This window comes from Streptomonospora mangrovi, from assembly GCF_027604915.1.
In the GTDB taxonomy this organism is placed as follows: Bacteria; Actinomycetota; Actinomycetes; order Streptosporangiales; family Streptosporangiaceae; genus Streptomonospora; species Streptomonospora mangrovi.
Genome location: NZ_JAJAQC010000041.1, coordinates 1 through 20,489, shown reverse-complemented (window position 1 = coordinate 20,489; position 20,489 = coordinate 1). Strand labels below are relative to the sequence as shown.

Below are 20,489 nucleotides of genomic sequence, written 5' to 3'. Positions count from 1 at the left end.
CTGACGCTGCTCATATGCGGGCCGGCTCCTGTTCGGTCGAGGCGAGGATCTCGGCGAGGTGGACGGCCTTCACGCCGGTTCGGCCGCGCTCCAGGGTGCCGCCGATGTGCATCAGGCAGGAGTTGTCCACCGCGCACAGCACCTCGGCGCCGGTGGCGGCGACGTTGCGGGCCTTGTCCGAGCCCATCGCGGCCGACACGTCGGGGTTCTTCACCGCGAAGGTGCCGCCGAAACCGCAGCACTCGGCGGCGCCGGGCAGCTCCCGCAGGTCGATGCCGCGCACCTCGCGCAGCAGCCGGTAGGGGCGGTCGCCCAGCTTGAGCAGGCGCAGGCCGTGGCAGGTGGGGTGGTAGGTGACGGTGTGCGGGAAGTAGGCGCCCACGTCGGTCACCCCCAGCACGTCCACCAGCAGTTCGGACAGGTCGTAGACGCGCGGCGCCAGTTCGGCGACGGCGCGGTCCAGCCGGCTGCCGGGCTCGCCCAGGCGCGGGTAGTTGTCGCGGACCATCGCCGCGCAGGAGCCCGAGGGCGCGAGCACGGCGTCGGCGTCGGCGAACGTCTCCACGAACCGCACCGCCAGCCGCTGCGCCTCGCGCCGGTAGCCGGTGTTGTAGTGCATCTGCCCGCAGCAGGTCTGGGACTCCGGGAACACCACCTCGTGGCCCAGGCGGCGCAGCAGCCGCACGACCGCCTGCCCCGTGCGGGGGTAGAGGGTGTCGTTGACACAGGTGATGAATAACGCGATGCGCATGCGCTCCCTCACTTCCGGCGCCGGGGCGCCGGCCGGCCCGGCCCCGGGGCCGCCGACCCCTCGACTCTAGGCCGCGCCGCCGCCCGCGCCCGGGACCCGGCGGGGCGCGTCGGGCCGCCGCGCCGGCGGGGGCGCCCTCCCGGTCGCCCCTGCCGGACAGTGGTCCGACAACCGCTGTGTCCCTGGTCACTGATACGGGGATGCGGCACGGCATTCGCGGTCGCTCGGCACCGCCGGATTCCCTATTGGTCCGATCACTTCTACGCTGGTGGCGGCTCGGGTGTCAAGATGGGACCCCGGCCGGTGCCCCCGCCGCGCGGGGCGTCCGGGCGGCGCGCGGGGTGCCGCCGCCCCCGGAGGAAGGCAGGCCCACGTGACCACCCCCGACCCCGCCGCGCCGGCAGCCGCGCGCATGCCGGTGACCCAGCGGGCGATCGAGCACGTCAAGCGGATGATCGCCGGCGGCGAGCTGCGGCCCGGCGACCGGCTGCCCACCGAACGCGACCTCGCCGCCGGGCTGGGGGTCTCCCGCAGTTCCATGCGCGAGGCCATCCGTGCGCTGACCACCCTGGGCGTGCTGGAGGTGCGCCACGGCTCGGGTGTCTACGTGACCGCGCTGCGGCCCGGCGACCTGCTGGAGACGTTCTCCGTGCTGGCCGAGGTCTCCCAGGGCGAGACTTTGGTGGAGGTGCTCCAGGTGCGGCGCATGCTGGAGCCGGCGGCCACGGCCCTGGCGGCGGCGCGGGCCGACGACGCAGCGCTGCGGCGCCTGGGCGCGCTCCTGGACCGGATCGAGACCGGCGGCGAGGGCGAGACCGTGGCGGCCGACATCTCCTTCCACCAGGCGATCGTGGAGATCACCGGCAACGCCACGCTGGTGGCCATCAACGACGGCCTGTCCTCGCGCACGTTCAACGCCCGGGTGTGGCGCGGCCACCGCGAGGCCGGGCTCGCCGCGCGGCTGCGCGAGGACCACGAGCGCATCTACCAGGCACTGTGCGCCCGCGACCCCGACGCCGCCCGCGCGGCGGCCACCGTGCACGTGATGGAGGTCGAGCGCTGGCTGCGGGGCGCCCTGGAGGCGGGGGGAGAGGGCTGAGGAGCCCGGGGGAGGGGCGGTCGGCCGGTGGCCGTTGGCCGTTCGCCCACGGGGTTGTGCTCCGGCGGGCGCCCTCCGTATCCTGAAAGGCTTTCCACTCCGGTGGATCGCGCGACGTCCGATGCCGAAGAGAGCGAAAGAGGGAGGTGCGCGGTGGTGAAACGGGCGACCTAGCCGCCCGCCCGGATGGTCCGGGAGTACGGGCGGCGGGTTCCAGAAGGAACGAGATGTCCCGTACCGACAAGACGAAACCGCTGTGGGTGCGCCACGCCGAGCACGGTCCGCAGCCCATCCACGACCACAGCCACGGCCACGTCTGCGACCTGCCGCCGGGACCGGCCCCCCGATGGCTGACGCCTGACACCCGCTGCCGCTGGGAGGACCCGGGCGCCCACCTGCTGTCGTTCAAGAAGCCGTGCTGCGCGGGCTGCAAGCGCCGCAGCCACATCCGCGAACGCCAGGACTGGGCCAAGGCCGGCAACCGCCGCGACCGCTACGCGGCCCGCCTCCGCGTACGCCGCTACCTGACCGGCCGCGACGACGACTGACCGCGCCGCGACCACGGAACGCCAAGCCGCCCGCCGCTGCCCGCCACCGCGAGCGGCGGCGGGCAGCACACCTCAATCCCCTAGATCCCCTGGTCCGCCGCCAGCGCGCGTTCCAGGACGTCGCGGACGGTGTCGCGGAGCAGGGCCGCCTTGTACCCGTTGCGGGGCAGCGGCGCGCAGCGCCCGACCACGCCTTCCACCGCCCCCGCGGCCGCCTCCGGGCCGGTGGCGCCGATCAGGGCCTCCTCCACCTCCGGCAGCCGCAGGGGGGTGCGCGCCACCGCGCCCACCGCCACGGCGGCGTCGACCACCGCGCCCTCGCGCCACACCACGCGGGCGACCGCCTCCACCAGCGGCCACTCCGCGCGCGAGCGCGAGGTGGCGCGGCGGTAGGCCGCCGTCTCGCCCTCGGCGGGGGCGGGCAGGCCCACCGCCGTCAGCAGTTCGCCGGGCGCGAGCACGTGGTCGCGGGAGGAGTCGGCGCCGTCGTAGAGGTCGGCCACCGGTCGCCGCGGCCCGCCCCCGGCCGTGCCCTTCGCCTGCCCCGCCACCTCGGCCTCCGCCGCGTACGCCAGCAGCGCCACCGCCAGCGACGACGGGTGCGGGGCCACGCACGCCGACCCCAGGTCCACCACGGTGCCGTTGGCGTGGTCCCCGGCGCGCGCCGGGCAGGTGTCGCCGCCGCTCTGGTGGCAGTCGAACAGCGGGCTGCGGAAGTAGGCGCAGCGGTTGCGCTGGAGCAGGTTGCCGCCCACCGTGCCCACCGCGCGGATCTGCGGGGTGGCCAGCGCCGCCGCCGTCAGCGCCAGCGCCGGGTAGGCGGCGCGCAGCCGGGCGTCGGCGGCGACCTCGGCGACGGTGGTCAGCGCGCCGATGCGGGCCGACCCGTCGGCCCGCCACTCCACGCCGCGCAGCTCGACCAGCCCCGCCAGGTCGGTGACGGGTCCGCCGGCGATCCCCTCGCGGCGGCGCGCCATGAGGTCGGTGCCGCCGGCGCGCGCCTCGGCGCCGGTCTCGCGCAGCGCCGCCGCGACGGCGGCGACGTTTTGGGGTGCGTTCACTTCAAACCGATCCCTTCGAGCAGGCGGTCGGGGCGGATGGGGACTTCGCGCGGGCGCCAGCCCGTGGCGTCGTGGACCGCGTTGCCCACCGCCGCCGCGACCCCGATGGTGGAGACCTCGCCGATCCCGACGCCGCCGCCCACCACGTGCTCCCAGCCCTCTTCGTGGAAGTGCACGGTGATCTCGGGGGTGTCGCCGATACCGGGGATCCGGTAGTCCTCCAGGTTGGTGGTCAGCACCGCGCCCGTGACGGGGTCGTCGCGGCGCTGCTCGTAGAGCGCGTAGCCGATGCCCTGCACCACGCCGCCCTCGCACTGGTTGCGGGCCAGGCGATCGTTGTACATCCGGCCGGCCGAGATCCCGGCCCAGCAGCGCAGCGGCCGCACCTGCCCGAGCAGGGTGTCGACCTCGACCTCCATGACGTGCACCGCGCCGGTGAGGCCCCGGCCCGGCGCGCCCATGCCCGGCAGCGCCACCGGCGTGAGGTAGCCGCCCCGGTCGCGCCGGCGGCGCCCACCGGCCTGGGTGCCCTCCAGCGACTTCAGCGCCTCGGGGTCCAGCGCGCCCGAGCCCGACACCGCACCCGGCGCCCGGCGGCGCACCTCCTCGCGCAGCGCGCGGGCGGCGTCGCGCGCGGCCGGGCCGATCGATGCGGTCGTGCGGCTGCCGTTGGAGCCGGGCGCGTAGGACCAGCCGCTGCGCCCCACCCCCACCCGCACGCGGTCGGCGGGCAGGCCCAGTTCGGTCCGCACGACGTCGGTGATCACCGACCGCGATCCGGTGCCGATGTCCTGCACGGCGCTGCGGGCCACCACGGCGCCGTCCTCGACCACCAGGTCGACCACCGTCGCGGGGTCGGTGAGGTAGATCCAGTTGGCGGCGGCCACCCCGACACCGCGCCGGAACCGGCCGGTGCCGGCGCCGCGCGTGCGCTCGGCCCACACCGGCAGTGCCGCGGCCCAGTCGTAGAGCGCGCGCCGCTTGCGGTTGCCGTCCCAGCGCCGGCGCAGCGCGAGGGGGTCCTCGCCCAGCCGCTCGGCCATCATGTCCACGCCCTGCTCCAGCGCCCAGTGGAACTGCGCGCCGCCGGGGCCGCGGAACGGCGCGCCGGGGGGCCGGTTGGTGAGGACGTCGAAGTCGCGCAGCCGCCGGGGCGCGTTGCCGTACATCAGCAGGCCCAGCGTGGCGACCATGCCGCCGGTGGACATGCCGCCGTCGTTGTAGGCGTCCATGGTCAGCGCGGCGAGGTCGCCCTTGGCGTCGGCCAGCAGGCCCAGTTCGACGCGGGCGCCGGGGCGGTGCCCGGCGTCGGTCAGCTCCTCGGCCCGGTCGAACACCAGGCGCACCGGCGCGCCGGCCGCGCGGGCGAGTTCGGCGGCGGCGACCACCTCCACGCGCAGGCCGCCCTTGGCGCCGAACCCGCCGCCGACGTGCTCGGCGGTGACGTGCACGCGCTCGCGGGGCAGGCCCCACCGCTTGGCGGCGGCCTCGGCCACGCCCACCACCGCCTGGGTGGAGGTGTGCAGGTGCAGGTCGCCGTGCTCGTCCCAGCGGGCCACGCACGCGTGCGGCTCCAGGGCGGTGTGCACCTGCGGCCCGGTGCGGAACACCTCGGCGACCAGGCGGCGGTCGCCGCGCTTGGCGGCGTCCTTGACGCGGCGCACGGCGGTGCCGCCGCGCCAGCCGAACCCCGAGGGCCCCCGCAGGTTGCCGCGCCAGCGCCCGGGCAGCGGCGGGCCCTCGTTGTTGGAGGGCGCCGCGTTCTGCGCCTCGCGCGTGGGGTAGACCACCGGCGCGCCCGCGTGGTGGGCGGCGGCGGGGTCGAGCGCGGCGGGCAGGTCGCGGTAGTCCACGGCCACCCGCTCGGCGGCGGCGCGCGCCTCGGCGGGGGTGGGTGCGGCCACCGCCAGCAGCGGCTGGCCCACGTAGCGCACGGTGCGGTCGGCGCCGAGCAGGTCGACGTGCACCGCGCCGCCGGCGTCGACGGCGGCCACCCGGGCGTGGGCGCGGGTGGAGCGCACCAGCACCGCCTCCCAGCAGCCCTCGGGGCGGACGTCGGTGGTGTAGCGGGCGCGGCCGGTGACCTTCTCCTCGGCCTCGGCGCGCGGCGGGGGCAGGGGGGACTCGGTGTCGTGCTCGCCCGCGCAGGCGGCCGCCACGGCGGCGTAGATGCCCTCGTAGGCGCCGCAGCGGCACAGGTGGCCGGCGAGCGCGTCGGCGATCTCGGCGCGGCTGGGGCGGGTGTCGCCGTGCTCGGCCCGGTGGCGGTCCACGAAGGCGGCGGCCTCCACGACGAAGCCGGGGGTGCAGTAGCCGCACTGCATGCCGTCGTGCGCGGCGAAGGCGCGCTGCACGGGGTGGAGCCCGTCGGGGCCGGCCAGCCCTTCGACGGTGGTGACGGTGCGCCCGGCCAGCGCGGTGGCGGGCAGCAGGCAGGAGGCGGTGGGGGTGCCGTCGACCAGGAGCGTGCAGGCGCCGCAGACCCCCGCTCCGCAGGCGACCTTGGTTCCGGTAAGGCCGAGTTCGTCGCGGACGAGTTCGGCGGCGGTGGTGTCGGAGCCGGGGCTGGCCTCAGCCGCGGCTCCGTTGAGGGTCATGTCCAACGTGGGGCTCCCCGGTGGATCGTGTTGACAACGTCAACGTAGGCAGTGTGGTTGACGCTGTCAACCTGGTGTCGTAGGCTCGGCGCATGTCCGCAGCTCAGAGGCGCGCCGCCGCAGGAGCGGCACCCCCGGAGCCCGCCGACTCCACCGATTCCGCCGCCGCAGACTCCGCTGACTCCGCCGCCGACTCCACCGGTGCGGCCGACACCCGCCGCCGCCTCATCGACGCGGCCTGGGACATGCTCGCGGCGGGCGGCCCCGAGGCGGTCACCATGCGCGGCGTGGGCGAACGCGTCGGCGTCTCGCGCACCGCCCCCTACCGCCACTTCCGCGGCAAGGACGACCTGCTGCGGGCGGTGGCCCTGCGCATGATGGAGCGCATGTGGGCCGAGGTGGTCGGCAACCTCCCCGGGCCCGACACCGCACCCGAGGAGGTGCCCGGCGCGCTGCTGCGCGCCTTCTCCGGCTACGTCCGCCTCGGCCTGGAGGCGCCCGAGCACTACCGGCTGGCCCACGGCGAGCACCGCGACCACGTCGACGAGGACGACCTGCACGACTCCGCCGCCCGGATGATGGAGGAGTGCGTGCGCGCGGTGGCCGAGGGCCAGCGCCTCGGCGCCATCCGCCCCGGCGACCCCTGGCGGATGGTCCTGCTGAGCACCGCCGCCCTGCACGGGGTGATCACCCTGGCGCTGTCGGGCCACCTGGCCAAGAAGCTGTCGGGCCACCGGGGCGGGCGGGGCGAGCCCACCGACGTGGAGCGCGAGCTGCACCTGCTGCTGGCCGACCTCGTGGCGGGGCTGACCGCACCGGGCCTGCGGCCGGAGTGAGGCGGGCGCGGGGCGTCGGCGACGCGGACGCGGGGTGCCTGCGCCGGTGCCGGCGGCCGGTGTCGGCGCTCGGCCCCGCGTTCCGGCAGGAAGACGGCGGGGCCCTACAATCCCCGCATGTCCCTCGGCACCTCTGAATTCATCGTCCTCGCCGTCGTGGTCGTCGTCGCCGTCCTCGTGGCGGCCAGTGCGGTGACCGCCCGGCGGCGCGGCGCTGCCCGACCCCCCGTGCGCCCGGCCGCGCCGCTGCTCCAGCCCCTGCCGCGGGACCTGGTCGAGCGCGCCACCGCGCTCATCCGGCAGAACAAGCAGATCCCGGCCATCAAGCTCATCCGCGAGGAGACCGGCTACGACCTGCGCAGCGCCAAGGAGGTCAGCGACGCGCTGGCCCAGGGCCGCACCATCCCCACGCTGCCCGAGCCCGGCGCGGGACCGGTCCCGGCCTCGGCCTCGGTCGGCGGTTCGCTGGCCGAGCGGGCGCGCGACCTGCGCGACCAGGACCGCGTGGCCGACGCCGTCCGGCTGGTCGCCGGCGAGACCGGCATGAGCGAGGCCGAGGCCACCCGGTTCGTCACCGGACTGGACTGAAGCACCCGCCCGAACCCCCGCCGCGCGCCCCCTCTAGGCTCCCGACCATGGAGTACACAACCGCATTCGTGACCGGCGCCAGCACGGGTTTCGGCGCCGAGATCACCCGCCGCCTCGTGGAGTCGGGGCTGCGCGTGGCGGCCGCCGCCCGCCGCGCCGACCGGCTCGCCGAGCTGGCGAAGGAGCTGGGACCGGCGGTGCTGCCGGTGGAGCTGGACGTGCGCGACCGCGCGGCCGTGGACCGGGCGCTGGCCGGCCTGCCCGAGGAGTTCGCGCGCGTCGACGTCCTGGTCAACAACGCCGGGCTGGCGCTGGGCCTGTCGAGCGCGGCGGAGGCCGACCTGGAGGACTGGCAGCGCATGGTCGACACCAACGTCACCGGCCTGCTCTACGTCACGCGCGCGCTGCTGCCCGGCATGGTGGAGCGCGGCCGGGGCCACGTCGTCAACATCGGCTCGGTGGCCGGCAACTACCCCTACCCCGGCGGCAACGTCTACGGGGCGACCAAGGCGTTCGTGCGCCAGTTCAGCCTCAACCTGCGCGCCGACCTGCACGGCACCGGGGTGCGGGTGACCAACGTCGAGCCCGGGCTGGCGGGCGGCACGGAGTTCTCCCAGGTGCGGTTCCACGGCGACGACGAGCGCGCCTCGGCAGTCTACGCCGACACCCAGCCCCTGACCCCGGAGGACGTCGCCGAGGCGGTGCGCTGGGTCGTGGACCAGCCCGCGCACGTCAACGTCAACACCCTGGAGCTGATGCCGGTGGCCCAGAGCTTCTCCCCGCTGAGCGTGCACCGCGAGGGCGCCTGACCCTGGTGGCGGTGCCGGTACCGCCACCGGTGACCCCAAGGGCCGGGCGGACGACCCGCCCGGCCCTTGGGGGAGGGGCGCGGGCGCGACGGCTCGTCCCGGCCTCCGCCGTCCGCGCCACGGGCCGATAGCCGCGTGCCCGCACCAGCCCTCAGGTGCTCAGGGCAGGGCGATGTCCTCCGGCCGCAGCGGGACCCGGGTCAGTGGGCGGCCGGTGGCGGCGCGTACGGCGGCCACCACCGCCGGGGTCGCCGACAGCGTCGGCGGCTCGCCCGCCCCGCGCAGGCCGTAGGGCGCCTGCGGGTCGGCGTGCTCCAGCACCTCCACGCGCATCGGCGGGACGTCCAGCACCGTGGGGATCAGGTAGTCGGTGAACGACGGGTTGCGGATGACGCCGTCGGCCACCTGCACCTCCTCCATCAGCGCCAGCCCCAGCCCCTGCGTGGCGCCGCCGTGGATCTGGCCGACGAGTTGGCGGGGGTGCAGCGCGCGCCCCACCTCCTGCACGGCGTCCAGCGCCACCACCCGCACCAGGCCCAGCTCCACGTCCACGTCCACCACCGCGCGGTGCACGCACATGCCCAGTTGCGCGTGCGAGGAGCCCTGGCCGGTGACCGGGTCCAGCGGGCTGGTGGGGCGGTGCCGGAACTCCCGCGTCTCCTCGACCACCGCGTCACCCAGCACCTCGGCCAGCGGGACCGGCGCGGCGCCGCCCGGCGGCACCAGGCAGTCCGCCGCCAGCCGGACGCCGCCGTCAGCCCCACCGACGGCTCCGCCGCCCTCACCCGCAAGCAGCCCCCGCGCCCGGGCCAGGGCCACCACCCGGGCGCGCACCGCCTCGCAGGCCGCCTTCACCGCGCCGCCGGTCATGTGCGACTGGCGCGAGGCCGACGACGACCCCGCCGAGCCGACCGACGTGTCGGCCGGGTGCAGGGCCACCCGCCGCACCCCCAGTTCGGTGCGGGCGATCTGCTCCTGGAGCGTGACCAGCCCCTGCCCGACCTCGGCCGCCGCCGTGTGCACCAGCGCCACCGGCACCCCGCCGACCACTTCCAGGCGCACCCGCGCCGTGGAGTGGTCGTCGAAGCCCTCCGAGAAGCACAGGTTCTTCAGCCCCACCCCGTAGCCCACGCCGCGCACCACCGAAGCGCCGACCCCGGCGCCGCCCGCGCCGCCGGGCAGCGCGAGGGGGTCGACGCGGCCGGGCGCGGCCTCCGGCGGCGGGGGCATCGGCAGCGCGCGCGCCCGCTCCAGCATCTCGGCCATCGGCAGCGGCGCGTCGATCCGCTGGCCGGTGGGCAGCACCGACCCCCGCCCCACGGCGTTGCGCAGCCGGACCTCCACCGGGTCCATGTCCAGCGCTTCGGCGAGCCGGTCCATCTGCGACTCGTAGCCGAAGCACGCCTGCACCGCGCCGAACCCGCGCATCGCCCCGCACGGCGGGTTGGTGGTGTAGACGCCGTAGGCGTCCACCGCCGCGTGCGGGATCTCATACGGCCCCAGGCCCAGCGACGCCGCCACCCCTACCACCGCCGGGGTGGTGGAGGCGTAGGCGCCGCCGTCGAGCACGATCTCCAGCGCCGCGTAGAGCAGCCGCCCGTCGGCGGCGGCGCCGTGCTCGAACCGCAGGTGCGCCGGGTGCCGGTGGACGTGGCCGTAGAACGACTCCTCGCGGTTGTAGACGATCTTGACCGGCCGCCCGGTGCGCAGCGCCAGCAGGCAGGCGTGGACCTGCATGGACAGGTCCTCGCGGGCGCCGAACGCCCCGCCCACCCCCGCCAGCGTCACCCGCACCAGTTCCGGCGGCAGCCCCAGGCACGGCGCGATCTGGCGCTGGTCGGCGTGCAGCCACTGGGTGGCGACGTAGAGGTCGACCCCGCCGTCCTCGGCGGGCACCGCCAGCCCCGACTCCGGTCCCAGGCACGCCTGGTCCTGCATGCCGACCTCGTAGCTGCCGGTGACGACCACGTCGGCGCGCTCGCGCAGGTCGGCGACCGTGCGCCCGCGCGCCAGGTCGCCGGTGCGGATCGGCTGGTGGCGCAGCACGTTGCCGCGCGGGTTGTGCTCGGGGCGCAGCGGCACCGACCCGGGCGGGTGCACCAGGGGGCAGTCGGGGTCGAACGCGGCGCGGCGGGCGTCGCACACCGGCTCCAGCACCTCGTAGTCCACGACGATGCGCTCCAGGGCGCGCCGCGCGGTCTCGGGGTGGTCGGCGGCCACCACCGCCACCGGCTCGCCCCGGTAGCGCACGGTTTCGGCGGCCAGCACCGGCTGGTCGCGCACCTCCAGCCCGTAGCGGGGTTCGCCGGGGACGTCCTCGTGGGTGAGGACCGCGTGCACCCCGGGCAGCCGCAGCGCCGGGGCGGTGTCCACGCGGACGATGCGCGCGTGCGGGTGCGGGCTGCGCAGCGTCATGCCCCACAGCATGTTCTCGGCCCACAGGTCGGAGGAGTAGGCGAACTCGCCGGTGACCTTGAGCGTGCCGTCGGGGCGCGGCGGGCTGTCGCCCACGCCGCCGCCCGCCGGCTCGGCCGCCCGCTCCCCGGCGGGCGGGGCCGAACCCGGAGCGGAGGGCGGCGGTGCGGCGGGCGCGGTCGGCGCCGGTCCGGGAGTCATCGGTCCGCCACCAGGCGGCGGTGCGCCCGCCGGCCCGCCGCCGCTGCCGCCTCGGGCGTCACCGTGCGCGACTCACCGCGCTCGACCACCGTGGCGCCGCCCACCAGCAGGTGCTCCAGCGGCGCGTCGGGGCCGAACACCAGCGCCACCACCGGGTCGTCGACGGTGTCGTGGCCGAAGCCGTCCACCCGCCACAGCGCGACGTCGGCCAGCATGCCCGGTTCCAGCGACCCCAGGTGGTCCTCGCGCCCCAGGCAGCGGGCGCCGCCCAGGGTTGCCATGCGCAGGGCCTGGCGGGCGCTCAGCGCGCGCGGCCCCTTGCGGGCGCGGGCCGTCAGCACCGCCTGGCGCAGCTCGCCCACCAGGCGCGTCAGCTCGCTGGAGGCCGCGCCGTCCACGCCCAGGCCCACGGCCACGCCCGCCTCCAGCAGTTCGGTGGTGCGGCACACGCCCGCGCCCAGGCGGGCGTTGGAGGACGGGCAGTGCGCCACCCCGGTGCCGGAGGCGCTGATGCGCGCGATCGCGGTGTCGGACAGGTGCACGGCGTGGGCCACCCACACGTCGTCGCCCAGCCAGCCCAGCTTGTCGGCGTACTCCACGGGCGTGCAGCCGTACTCGGCTTGGCACTGCTCCTCCTCGTCCCGGGTCTCGGCGAGGTGGGTGTGCAGCCGCACCCCGGCCGCGCGGGCCAGCCGCGCCGACTCGCTCATCAGCTCCGGGCTGACGGTGAAGGGCGAGCACGGCGCCACCGCCACCCGCGTCATGGCGTCGGGGGAGGGGTCGTGGTGGGCGTCGACGGTGTCGGCGGTGCGGGCGAGCGCGGCGTCGGTGGTCTCCACCACGGAGTCGGGCGGCAGGCCGCCCGCCGAGCGGCCCCGGTCCATGGCGCCGCAGGCGAGTTCCAGGCGCACCCCGACGGCGCGGGCCGCCGCCACCTCCGCGTCGGAGATCCCGCCGCGCCCGCGCGGGAAGACGTAGTGGTGGTCGGCGGCGGTGGTGCAGCCCGACAGCGCCAGCCAGGTCAGCCCGGCCGTGGTGGTGTCGGCGACGGTCTCGGCGTCCAGGCCGCTCCAGATCTCATAGGAGCCGGTCAGCCACTCGAAGAGGGTGGCGTCGGCGAACAGCCCCTGGGTGGCCCACTGGAACAGGTGGTGGTGGGCGTTGACCAGGCCGGGGGTGGCCAGGCACCCGCGCCCGTCGATGCGCCGCGCGCCCGGCGCCGTGGGCGCCGGTCCCGGCCCCACGTGCGTGATGACCCCGCCCGAGGCCACGACGTGGCCGCCGGGGTACTCCTCGCCGCCCACCGTGGCGACGTAGGCGCCGTCGATGACGACCGTGTCCGCCCCGCCCGCGCCCGGCTCCGTTGCCACCGCCCGTCTCCCTTCGTCCACCGCGCCCGTGGGCGCCCCTTTCGACTGCTGTGCTCCCGTACCCGCCTACCCACCCGCGCCCGGCCCCCGCAGGCCGGTCACGCCGGGCCCCTGGCGTGGCGCGACCAGCGGCCCGCTGAGGGCACGGCGCCGGCCCGGCCCCCGCCGCGCCCACCGGTGCGCGGGCGCCCCGGGCGGCGGCTCACGGCCGCTCTTGGCCGGCCAGGCGCGCGTGCTCCCGCTCGGCGGCCCGGCGCACGGCCGCGACGATCGCCTGGTAGCCGGTGCAGCGGCACAGGTTGCCCGCCAGCGCCTCGCGGATGTGCGCGTCGCCGGGCACCGGTCCGCCGGCGCCCACCGTGCGGGCGACCAGGTCGTGGGCCTGCACCAGCAGGCCCGGCGTGCAGAACCCGCACTGCACCGCCCCCTCCTCCAGGAACGCCCGCTGCACCGGGCTCAGTCGTTCGGCGTCCGGATCCCGCTGCCCGGTGTCGGCACCCGCCGCGCCGCCCGCCGCCGTGTCCCCGCGTGCGCCGAGTGCGCTCCCCGGCCCTGCCGCCACTGCGGCACCTCCGGCCCGCCCGTCCGCGCCGATCCCTCCGGCCTCTCCGACCCCTCCGTCCGCTCCGGCGGCACCCGCCCCCGCCCTGGCGGGCTGGGCCGCCAGACCCTCCACGGTGCGCACCCGCCGCCCCGCCGCCTGCCCGGCGGCCACCAGGCACGCGCACACCGTCACGTCGTCCAGGTAGACCGTGCACGACCCGCACTCGCCCTGCTCGCAGGCGTTCTTGCTGCCCGGCAGGCCCAGCCGCTCCCGCAGCACGAACAGCAGGCTCTCGCCGGGCCACACGTCGTCGGCCGCGACCGCGTGCCCGTTCACGGTGAACTCCACGCGCATCAGACGCCGCCCCCGCGCACCTCGGCGGCGCACCGCGCCCACGCCCGCCGCGCCAGCACCGCCAGCGCGTGCCGGCGGTAGGCGGCGCTGCCGCGCACGTCGTCGATGGGCCGCGCGGCGCCGGCCACCAGGTCGCCGAAGCGCCGCGCCGCCTCGGGGGAGGGGTCCGCGCCGCCCGCCCAGTCGAACTCCCGCGCCAGGAACTCCTCGGCGGCCCGCGCCCGCAGCGGGGTCGGCCCCGCCGACCCGATCCCCGTGCCCGCCCGCCGCGCGGCGACGTCCAGCGCCAGCGCGAACGACACCACGGCGATCACCATGGCGTTGCGCGGCCCCACCTTGGCGAACACCTGCGGTCCGCGCGGCTCGGGCACCAGCACCGCCGCCACCAGTTCGTCCTCCCGCCGCACGGTGCGCCCCGGCCCCAGGTAGAACTCGCTCGCGGGCACCCGCCGCACGCCCGCCGCCGAGGCCAGCTCCACCAGCGCGCCGGCGGCCAGCAGCGGCGGATGGCAGTCGCCGGCCGGCGAGGCGCCGCCGAGGTTGCCCCCCACCGAGCCCCGGTTGCGGATCTGCGGCGAGGCCACCGACCGGGCGGCGGCGGCCAGCGCCGGGGCGCGGGAGCCCACGCGCTCGACCAGGCGGGTGTAGGACACACCCGCGCCCACCCGCGTGTACCCGTCCTCGGCGCCCCACCGCGCGAGTTCGGGGACCCGCGTGAGGTCCAGCAGGGCGTGCGGCCGCCGTCGGCCCAGGTTCAGCTCCACCATCACGTCGGTGCCGCCCATGACCGGCACCGCCTCGGGCCGCGCCGCCTTGGCGGCCAGCGCCCCGGCCCAGGTGTCCGGGCTCAGAAAGTCCACACGCCCACCCCTCGCCGACCGCCGGAGTCCCCGGCCGCGGCGGCGGGCGCCCGGGACCCGTCTTCCCGTCCGTCTCCCCGGGGCGCACCGCCGCCGCGACCGGTGATGGCAGTGAACCGCCCCCGACCGCCGCCCGGCCAGCGCCCGAACCCCTGAAGTGCGTGAGCGGCCCGCGGCGGTTCCTTGTAGTTTTCTACAATTCACACGTGGGCTAACGTTGTCCGCCACGCCGCGCGCACCGCACACCGCGCCCACGCGGGCGGGCGCGCGAGGCGGGGAGGAGGGCGCCGATGCGCATCAGCGACCTGGTCGCGGTGCCGCACCTGAAGCTGCGGCTGCTGGGCGGCGGCGAACCGGCCGACCGCGCCGTCTCGGGGGTGGCCACCACCGACCTGCTGCACCCCGAGCGCTACCTCTCCGGCGGCGAACTCGTGCTGACCGGCATGATGTGGCGGCGCCGCCCCGAGGACTCCGCGGAGTTCGTCCGCGCGCTCGCCGGCGCCGGCGCGGCCTGCGTGGGCGCGGGCACCGCGCTGGGCGAGGTCCCGCCCGACCTGGTCGCCGCCTGCGCCGAGCACGGCCTGCCGCTGGTCGAGGTCCCGGCCGAGACCTCGTTCGCCGCCGTCACCGAGGAGGTCCGCCGCGCCCTCGACGCCGAACGCGACGACGGGGCCGCCCGCACCCGCGAACGCCACCGCCGCCTGCTGGCCGAACTCGCCGGCGGCGCCGACCTGCCCGGCGTCTTCGCGGCGGCGGCCGCCCAGGCCCGCCTGGCCTGCTGGGTGGTCTCCACCACCGGCCGCCTGCTGGCCTCCGGCGGTCCCGCGCTGGGCGAGCGCGAACGCCTGCGCGTGGCCGCCCAGACCCCGGTCCGCCCCGGCACGCGCACCCTGGACCTCGCCGCCGCCGAGGGCGCGCCCGCCCGCCGCCTCACCGTGCTGCCCGTGCGCACCCGCGAGTGGCACCCGCTGGCGGGCTGGCTGCTGGTCTGCGAGGGCGACCCCGCCCGCTGGCCCGCCGACGTGCGCGAGTCGGTGGACCACCTCGCCGCCATCGCCGCCCTGGCCCGCAACCGCGTGGAGCAGCGCGCCGCCGACGCCGCGCGCCACCTGGAGGGCCTGCCCCGGCTGCTGGCCGCCCAGCGGTTCGAGGAGGTGGCGGCGCTCCTGCGCGTGGCCGGGCCGCCCGACGAGAAGGAGCGCGCCCGCACCCCCCACGCCGTGGTCGAGGCCGCGCTGCTGCCCGCGCCCGCCGAGCCCGACCTGGCGCGGCGGGTGCTCGCCGAACTGCTGGCCGCCTGGCCCGGCGCGGCCGTGACCGGCGCCGACCCCGCCTTCGCCGTGGTCCCGGTGGCCGAGGACGCGCCGCGCGCCGATACGGGCGGCGCGGGCGAGCCGGGCCACCCGGGCGCGGCACCCGCTCCCGGCGGCCCGGACCGGTTGCGCCGGCACCTGGCCGAGGGCGCGGCGGCGCTGGAGTCCCGACTGCTCGACCACCGGCTGGCCGCCGGGGTCAGCGCGGCCGTGACCGGGGTCGCCGACCTGCGCGGCGCGGCGGCCGAGGCCCGCCACGCCCGCCGCCTCGCCGAGATGCGGCCGGGCCGCGCCGTCGTGGCCACCGGCGCCGAACTGGACTCCCACGAGCTGCTGCTGTCGGCCGTGCCCGAGGAGGTCCGCGCCGCCTACCGCGACCGCCTCCTGGGGCCGCTGCTGGCCTACGACCGCGCCCACCGCTCGGACCTGCTGGCCACCCTGGAGCGCTTCCTGCGCTACTCCGGCTCCTGGCAGCGCTGCGCCTCGGCCATGCACATCCACGTCAACACGCTGCGCTACCGCATTGGCCGCATCGAGGAGCTGACCGGCCGCGACCTCAGCAGCCTGGAGCACCGCGTCGACCTGTTCCTCGCGCTGCGCCTGCACCGCTGACCCCTCGCAACTGCCAGGCCGGGGGGCAGGAGGCACGGGGGCGGGGCGCGGGCGCGCGGCGGGCAAAGGTGTCGGCGGCGGCCGGTAGCGTTCCGCCATGACCGACCCCGACCTGAGCACCGGCGGCGAGGTGAGCGGCGCCGACCTCGCCGGGCGCGACCTGCGCGACGCCCTCGCCGCCGCCTCCGCCCACCCCCGCGCCTTCGTCGGCTGCGACCTGCGCGAGGCCGACCTGAGCGGGGCCCACCTCATCGACGCCGTGTTCACCGACTGCCGGCTGGACGGCGCCCAGCTCACCGGCGCCGCCCTCGACGGCTCCCGCTGGTCGGGCGGCGGCGCGCCGGGCGCGGTCTTCACCGGCGCCGAGTGCGCCGAGGCCGCCTTCGACCGCGTCGACCTCGCCAACACCGGGTGGGCGGGGGCGGTCCTCACCGACACCGTGTTCACCGGCTGCCGCCTCACCGGCGCGGCGCTGGGCGGCAGCCGCGGCCTGGGCTACGCCTTTGTGCGCTGCAACCTCATGCTGGCCCGCCTCAAGGGGCTCAACCTGCGCGGCCAGGAGCTGCACGGCCTGCGCCTGGACGACGCCGACCTCACCAAGGCCGACCTGCGCGCCACCGTGTGGCACGACAGCCGCCTGCGCGGCGCGGTCCTGGCGGGCGCCGACTTCGACGGCGCCGACCTGCGCGGCGCCGACCTCGGCGAGGTCCGCCTCTCCGACGCGGTCGCCCTGCGCGGCGCCACCGTCTCGCCCGAGCAGGCCGGCATGCTGCTGGGCTCGCTGGGCATCCAGGTCGCGGCCCCCGACCGGGCGGGCTAGTCCGGGCCCAAGAGGGCGCGGGCGGGCGGGGCCGCCCCGCACGGCACACCCGCACCGCACCGCCGGGCAGCACTCCCGGACAGCCCCGCCGGACAGCACCTCCAGACAGCACAGCGCCCGCCCGGCGGGCCGGGTGGCCCTGCGCCGGACGGGCGCTGCGTGCGGGGGAGCCGGCCGGGGCGGGCCGGCGGGCGGGGCCGCGCGGAGGCGGCCCCGGTCCTACTTGGCGTGACCGCGCACCGCCACCACGACGAACACCGCCGCCGCGGCCACCGCCGTGCCGAGCATGACCAGGGTCATGCTGGTCATCGTCGTGCCGCCGTGCAGGCCGGCCGCCGCCGCGATGGTGCCGCCCAGCGCGAACTGGAGCGTGCCCAGCAGCGCCGAGGCGCTGCCCGCCGCGGAGGCGGGCTGGCTGACGATCGCCAGCGTGGTGGCGTTGGGCGAGATCAGGCCGGTGAAGAACATCATCACGAACAGCACCGCCGTCACCGTCACCAGCGTGGCCAGGCCCGAGACGTCCAGCGCCAGCAGCAGCGCCACGCTGGCCGCCGCGCCGAACAGCCCGTACAGCAGGCGGCGGGTGGTGTGCACCTTGCCGATCAGCGCGGCGTTGACCTGGTTGCCCAGGATCATGCCGAGCGTGTTGATCCCGAAGATCAGGCTGAACTGCTGCGGGGTGGCGTCGAACTCCGACTGGGAGACGAAGGAGAACGCCGAGATGTAGGTGAAGCTCATGGCGAAGCTGAGCGCCATGGTCAGGGTCGGGCCGATGAACCGGGGGTTGACCACCAGGTGGCCGAACTGCCGCAGCATCTGGCCCGGGTGCTGGCGGGTGCGGTCCTCGACGGGCAGGCTCTCGGGCAGGCCGAACAGCACCAGGGCGAACCCGGCCAGGCCGGAGGCGCCGAGCACGGCGAAGATGAGCTGCCAGGGACCCATCAGCAGGAGCTGGCCGCCCAGCAGCGGGCCGAGCATCGGGGCCAGGCCCACCAGCAGCACCAGCCGCGAGAAGAACTTCGCCGCGGAGTCGCCGTCGAAGGTGTCGCGGACCACGGCCCGGGAGATCACCATGCCGGCGGCGGCCGCGAGGCCCTGCACGAACCGGACGAGGCTGAACACCTCGGCCGACTGCACCACCATGCACAGGAACGACGTGGCGGCGAACACCGCGATCCCCACCAGCAGGGGCTTGCGGCGGCCGAGCTGGTCACTGAGCGGACCGATCACGAGCTGGCCGAGGGCCAGGCCGACCATCACGGCGGTCAGCGTGAGCTGGATCTGCGACTCGGGCGCCTTCAGGTCCGCGGCGATCTCCGGGAACGCCGGCAGGTAGAGGTCGGTGGCCAGCGAGCTGGTCGCGGACAGGACCCCCAGGATGAACACGAGCAGCACGACGGAGCGGCGCGGGCGGTCGGCGGACTGGTTGGCGCGCTGAGTCGGCACCTGGGCTCGGGTGGTCCCGAGGCGCGAACGCACAGCGGTAAGGCTCACTAAGACTCCAGCAGGCAGGACGAAGTGACTGCGAACGAGGTAAAGGAGATGCGGCACCGCGAGAGACCCGAGGGCCGGTGCCCGGTGCCCCAGAACGGGGTCACCTGGCCTGCAACACGGCACTCCCTTTGCGAAATCCCGAGGTGCCGTTGATCTTCCCGTGATGTGAATTACGTGGGAGAAAGCCCGTGTCTGCGGGGATTTCCGGGGCCTGTGACGGCCCGCACGGGGCGATTCGCCCGATCCACCGGTCAGCGTCCGGTAAAGCCGGTCCGCCGCCAGGTCACGAGTGGTGCCGCGAACCCCACGAATGGGGTCACGGGGGCTGGAACACGGCATGTGCTTTGCGAAATCCCGGGAGAGCGTTGATGTTCCCGTGATCTGCGTTACGCGGGTGAAAGCCCGTAATGGCAGGGGTTCTGGGGGCCGCCGGCCGGCCGGTCCACGGTAAGGCAGGCGCCGGGTCGGTCAGCTACGGGTAAAAGCGCGGCCGCGCGCGGGCGCCTCCGCCGCCCGGCCCGGCGGCCGCCGCGCGGCGGGGAGGGGCGGGATCCGGCGCGGGGGCGGGGGAGCGGCCGCGCGGGACGGGGCGGCGGTCGCCCAGCGGGCCGCGAGCGCGCGGCCCGCTCGGTCGGGCGCGGGTCAAGGCGGGGTCAGGACCCGGTGGAGCGCGGACCGGCCGCACCCGGATCACGCGCCCGCGCCCAATCCGCGGCGTTGCCGCAGGCGGTGGCGGGGTTGGAAATTCCTTGGCGATCCCTGTGCATGATCGGGGCCGGGGCGGTTAGCCGGGACGGTGCACGCACAGCGGAGAGTCGAGGGCCTCTCCGGCGTGCGGGTGCGAACCCCACAGGGGGCACCCGGACCGCCCCGGGCGGCGGGCGCTTCGACGCGCCGGCCGTCCGCACGGCCGGTGCCGCACGGCTCGGGGGGAGCCGACGGTGCCGGTCCGGGGAGCCGCAGGACGCTCCCCCCGGTGGGCAGTTGTCCCGTCCACCGGCGCGACGAGGGGTACGGCCGGGGCGTGCGGCGCTTCCGTCCCGAAATGGCGCCCGCCCCGGCCCGGGTCCACTGACCGGGGCGCGGGCCTTCCTGGCCGCCAGGAGCGTCCGCCCCCGAGGTCCCCCTCGTGTCCACCGGTACCGCCGGCGCGGCCGGCCTCCCGCGCCCGCCGCACCGACTCCTCCTCCACGCCGTCCCCGCGCTCCTGGCAGAGCGGCGCCGCCCCCTGCGCCCCCTGCGTTCTCCTGTGTCCCCCTGCGGCGCGCCGGTCCGGTGCTCAGCCGCGGCGGCCCAGCGCGGTGGCGATGACGTCGGCGGCGGGGGCGTGCACGGCCTGGGCCGCCGTCTGCCCGGTGGCCGCCAGGTAGGCGTCGGCCAGCCGGTTGCCCACGGCGTAACCGGCCCCGGTCGGCAGCCCCACCGGCTCCACCCCCAGCCGCTCGGCGATGGCGTCGCCGTGCACCCAGGCGGGGAAGTTGTGCATGCCGGTCACGTCGAACCCCGACGCCAGCTTGGCGAACACCGCGTCGTCACCGAGGTGGGGCACGCCGATGCGGGTGCGGCCGAGGTCGTCGCCCACCACCTGGCGGGCGAACGCGTCGGCCAGCCCTTCGGAGACCACATGCTCGCCGACCGTGACCGTCGCCGGGTCCCACACCACCCCGCCCGGCCCGAAGCGCACGTTGTGGTGCAGTTCGTGCAGGGCGGTGGCCTCCAGCCGCGCGAGGTTCTCGGGGAAGGGCCACAGCGTGACCAGGATCTGGCCGGAGATCCCCCCGAAGCCGGTCACGCCGAGGCTGGTCTCCATGAACAGGGGGTCGCCGGGGTCGCCCAGCACGAGCAGGAAGGTGATGTCGGGGAACTCCAGTTCCGGGGCCGCCGCCTCCAGCAGGGATGCGGCACCCTCCAGCGCGCGCCGCAGGCGGCCCCAGGCGTCGGCCGCCGCCAGCGCCTCCAGCGCGGCCAGGCAGCGCTCCTCGTCGCGGTCCAGTGGGAACCCGGAGGACTGGAGGTGCAGGGCCACCAGGTCGACCTCGCCGGGGGCGTGGCGGTACATCTCCTTGACGGTTTCGAGCATCGACCGCAGCAGGGCGGGGCGCTCGGCGGCCGGGGCCGTCAGCACCCGCTTCATGGCGGAGTGGCTGTCCACAACGGTGATCTTCATGCCGGGGACCCTAAACACTCACGCCGCGGCAGGGTCAACCGCGGCGGCCG

The 20,489-nt window shown here is 76.9% G+C and carries 16 protein-coding genes; 7 read left to right on the top strand and 9 right to left on the bottom strand.

Going from position 1 to position 20,489, the window contains the following annotated elements:
- Positions 1 to 10: 10 nt before the first annotated feature.
- Positions 11 to 751: a (Fe-S)-binding protein gene (locus LG943_RS20770; protein WP_270074002.1), complete on the bottom strand. Its 741-nt coding sequence runs from the start codon at positions 749 to 751 to the stop codon at positions 11 to 13.
- A 412-nt stretch (positions 752 to 1,163) separates the two neighbouring features.
- On the opposite strand from LG943_RS20770, the gene LG943_RS20765 reads away from it, so the two are divergent.
- Together LG943_RS20765 and LG943_RS20760 are read left to right on the top strand one after the other, a co-directional pair.
- Positions 1,164 to 1,850, top strand: a complete 687-nt coding sequence (locus tag LG943_RS20765) for a FadR/GntR family transcriptional regulator (protein ID WP_270074039.1) — start codon at positions 1,164 to 1,166, stop codon at positions 1,848 to 1,850.
- A 227-nt stretch (positions 1,851 to 2,077) separates the two neighbouring features.
- Positions 2,078 to 2,398, top strand: coding sequence for a hypothetical protein (locus tag LG943_RS20760; RefSeq protein WP_270074001.1), 321 nt, complete (start codon positions 2,078 to 2,080; stop codon positions 2,396 to 2,398).
- 80 nt (positions 2,399 to 2,478) lie between these two features.
- On the opposite strand, the gene LG943_RS20755 is transcribed toward LG943_RS20760, so the two are convergent.
- Both LG943_RS20755 and LG943_RS20750 read right to left on the bottom strand, forming a co-directional pair.
- On the bottom strand, positions 2,479 to 3,459 hold the full coding sequence (locus tag LG943_RS20755) for an FAD binding domain-containing protein (protein WP_270074000.1): 981 nt from the start codon (positions 3,457 to 3,459) through the stop codon (positions 2,479 to 2,481).
- Positions 3,456 to 6,062, bottom strand: a complete 2,607-nt coding sequence (locus tag LG943_RS20750; RefSeq protein ID WP_408648625.1) for a molybdopterin-dependent oxidoreductase — start codon at positions 6,060 to 6,062, stop codon at positions 3,456 to 3,458. The genes LG943_RS20755 and LG943_RS20750 overlap by 4 nt, the downstream gene beginning before the upstream one ends.
- An 86-nt stretch (positions 6,063 to 6,148) precedes the next feature.
- Here LG943_RS20750 and LG943_RS20745 point away from each other — a divergent pair, with 86 nt between their 5' ends.
- From LG943_RS20745 to LG943_RS20735, 3 genes are all read left to right on the top strand, one after another.
- A complete protein-coding gene (locus LG943_RS20745) occupies positions 6,149 to 6,892 on the top strand; it encodes a TetR/AcrR family transcriptional regulator (protein WP_270073998.1) in 744 nt (247 codons plus the stop codon).
- Positions 6,893 to 7,009: 117 nt separating this feature from the next.
- On the top strand, positions 7,010 to 7,480 hold the full coding sequence (locus tag LG943_RS20740; protein WP_270073997.1) for a hypothetical protein: 471 nt from the start codon (positions 7,010 to 7,012) through the stop codon (positions 7,478 to 7,480).
- Positions 7,481 to 7,527: 47 nt separating this feature from the next.
- A complete protein-coding gene (locus tag LG943_RS20735) occupies positions 7,528 to 8,289 on the top strand; it encodes an SDR family NAD(P)-dependent oxidoreductase (protein ID WP_270073996.1) in 762 nt (253 codons plus the stop codon).
- A gap of 159 nt (positions 8,290 to 8,448) precedes the next feature.
- On the opposite strand, the gene pucD is transcribed toward LG943_RS20735, so the two are convergent.
- The 4 genes from pucD to LG943_RS20715 form a co-directional block, all read right to left on the bottom strand.
- The gene (pucD, locus tag LG943_RS20730; protein ID WP_270073995.1) at positions 8,449 to 10,905 is read right to left on the bottom strand and encodes a xanthine dehydrogenase subunit D; all 2,457 of its coding nucleotides are present in this window, start codon (positions 10,903 to 10,905) and stop codon (positions 8,449 to 8,451) included.
- On the bottom strand, positions 10,902 to 12,275 hold the full coding sequence (locus tag LG943_RS20725) for an 8-oxoguanine deaminase (protein WP_270073994.1): 1,374 nt from the start codon (positions 12,273 to 12,275) through the stop codon (positions 10,902 to 10,904). The genes pucD and LG943_RS20725 overlap by 4 nt, the downstream gene beginning before the upstream one ends.
- Before the next feature lie 202 nt (positions 12,276 to 12,477).
- Entirely contained in the window at positions 12,478 to 13,173 is a 696-nt protein-coding gene (locus LG943_RS20720) for a (2Fe-2S)-binding protein (RefSeq protein ID WP_408648624.1), read from the bottom strand.
- Positions 13,173 to 14,033, bottom strand: a complete 861-nt coding sequence (locus LG943_RS20715; protein WP_270073992.1) for an FAD binding domain-containing protein — start codon at positions 14,031 to 14,033, stop codon at positions 13,173 to 13,175. Before LG943_RS20715 ends, LG943_RS20720 begins: the two co-directional genes overlap by 1 nt.
- Before the next feature lie 290 nt (positions 14,034 to 14,323).
- On the opposite strand from LG943_RS20715, the gene LG943_RS20710 reads away from it, so the two are divergent.
- Both LG943_RS20710 and LG943_RS20705 read left to right on the top strand, forming a co-directional pair.
- Complete coding sequence (locus LG943_RS20710) at positions 14,324 to 15,958, top strand: PucR family transcriptional regulator (RefSeq protein ID WP_270073991.1); 1,635 nt, start codon at positions 14,324 to 14,326, stop codon at positions 15,956 to 15,958.
- Positions 15,959 to 16,055: 97 nt separating this feature from the next.
- Complete coding sequence (locus LG943_RS20705) at positions 16,056 to 16,778, top strand: pentapeptide repeat-containing protein (RefSeq protein WP_270073990.1); 723 nt, start codon at positions 16,056 to 16,058, stop codon at positions 16,776 to 16,778.
- Between the two features lie 219 nt (positions 16,779 to 16,997).
- On the opposite strand, the gene LG943_RS20700 is transcribed toward LG943_RS20705, so the two are convergent.
- Together LG943_RS20700 and LG943_RS20695 are read right to left on the bottom strand one after the other, a co-directional pair.
- Positions 16,998 to 18,224: a multidrug effflux MFS transporter gene (locus LG943_RS20700; protein WP_270073989.1), complete on the bottom strand. Its 1,227-nt coding sequence runs from the start codon at positions 18,222 to 18,224 to the stop codon at positions 16,998 to 17,000.
- Positions 18,225 to 19,551: 1,327 nt separating this feature from the next.
- On the bottom strand, positions 19,552 to 20,439 hold the full coding sequence (locus LG943_RS20695) for a DUF2268 domain-containing protein (RefSeq protein ID WP_270073988.1): 888 nt from the start codon (positions 20,437 to 20,439) through the stop codon (positions 19,552 to 19,554).
- Positions 20,440 to 20,489: the final 50 nt, after the last annotated feature.

What these genes read in the sequence shown, in the direction of transcription:
- LG943_RS20770 (WP_270074002.1), bottom strand. Translation starts at nt 751, where the DNA reads ATGCGCATCGCGTTATTCATCACCTGTGTCAACGACACCCTCTACCCC.
- LG943_RS20765 (WP_270074039.1), top strand. Translation starts at nt 1,164, where the DNA reads ATGCCGGTGACCCAGCGGGCGATCGAGCACGTCAAGCGGATGATCGCC.
- LG943_RS20760 (WP_270074001.1), top strand. Translation starts at nt 2,078, where the DNA reads ATGTCCCGTACCGACAAGACGAAACCGCTGTGGGTGCGCCACGCCGAG.
- LG943_RS20745 (WP_270073998.1), top strand. Translation starts at nt 6,149, where the DNA reads ATGTCCGCAGCTCAGAGGCGCGCCGCCGCAGGAGCGGCACCCCCGGAG.
- LG943_RS20740 (WP_270073997.1), top strand. Translation starts at nt 7,010, where the DNA reads ATGTCCCTCGGCACCTCTGAATTCATCGTCCTCGCCGTCGTGGTCGTC.
- LG943_RS20735 (WP_270073996.1), top strand. Translation starts at nt 7,528, where the DNA reads ATGGAGTACACAACCGCATTCGTGACCGGCGCCAGCACGGGTTTCGGC.
- pucD (WP_270073995.1), bottom strand. Translation starts at nt 10,905, where the DNA reads ATGACTCCCGGACCGGCGCCGACCGCGCCCGCCGCACCGCCGCCCTCC.
- LG943_RS20720 (WP_408648624.1), bottom strand. Translation starts at nt 13,173, where the DNA reads ATGCGCGTGGAGTTCACCGTGAACGGGCACGCGGTCGCGGCCGACGAC.
- LG943_RS20710 (WP_270073991.1), top strand. Translation starts at nt 14,324, where the DNA reads ATGCGCATCAGCGACCTGGTCGCGGTGCCGCACCTGAAGCTGCGGCTG.
- LG943_RS20705 (WP_270073990.1), top strand. Translation starts at nt 16,056, where the DNA reads ATGACCGACCCCGACCTGAGCACCGGCGGCGAGGTGAGCGGCGCCGAC.
- LG943_RS20695 (WP_270073988.1), bottom strand. Translation starts at nt 20,439, where the DNA reads ATGAAGATCACCGTTGTGGACAGCCACTCCGCCATGAAGCGGGTGCTG.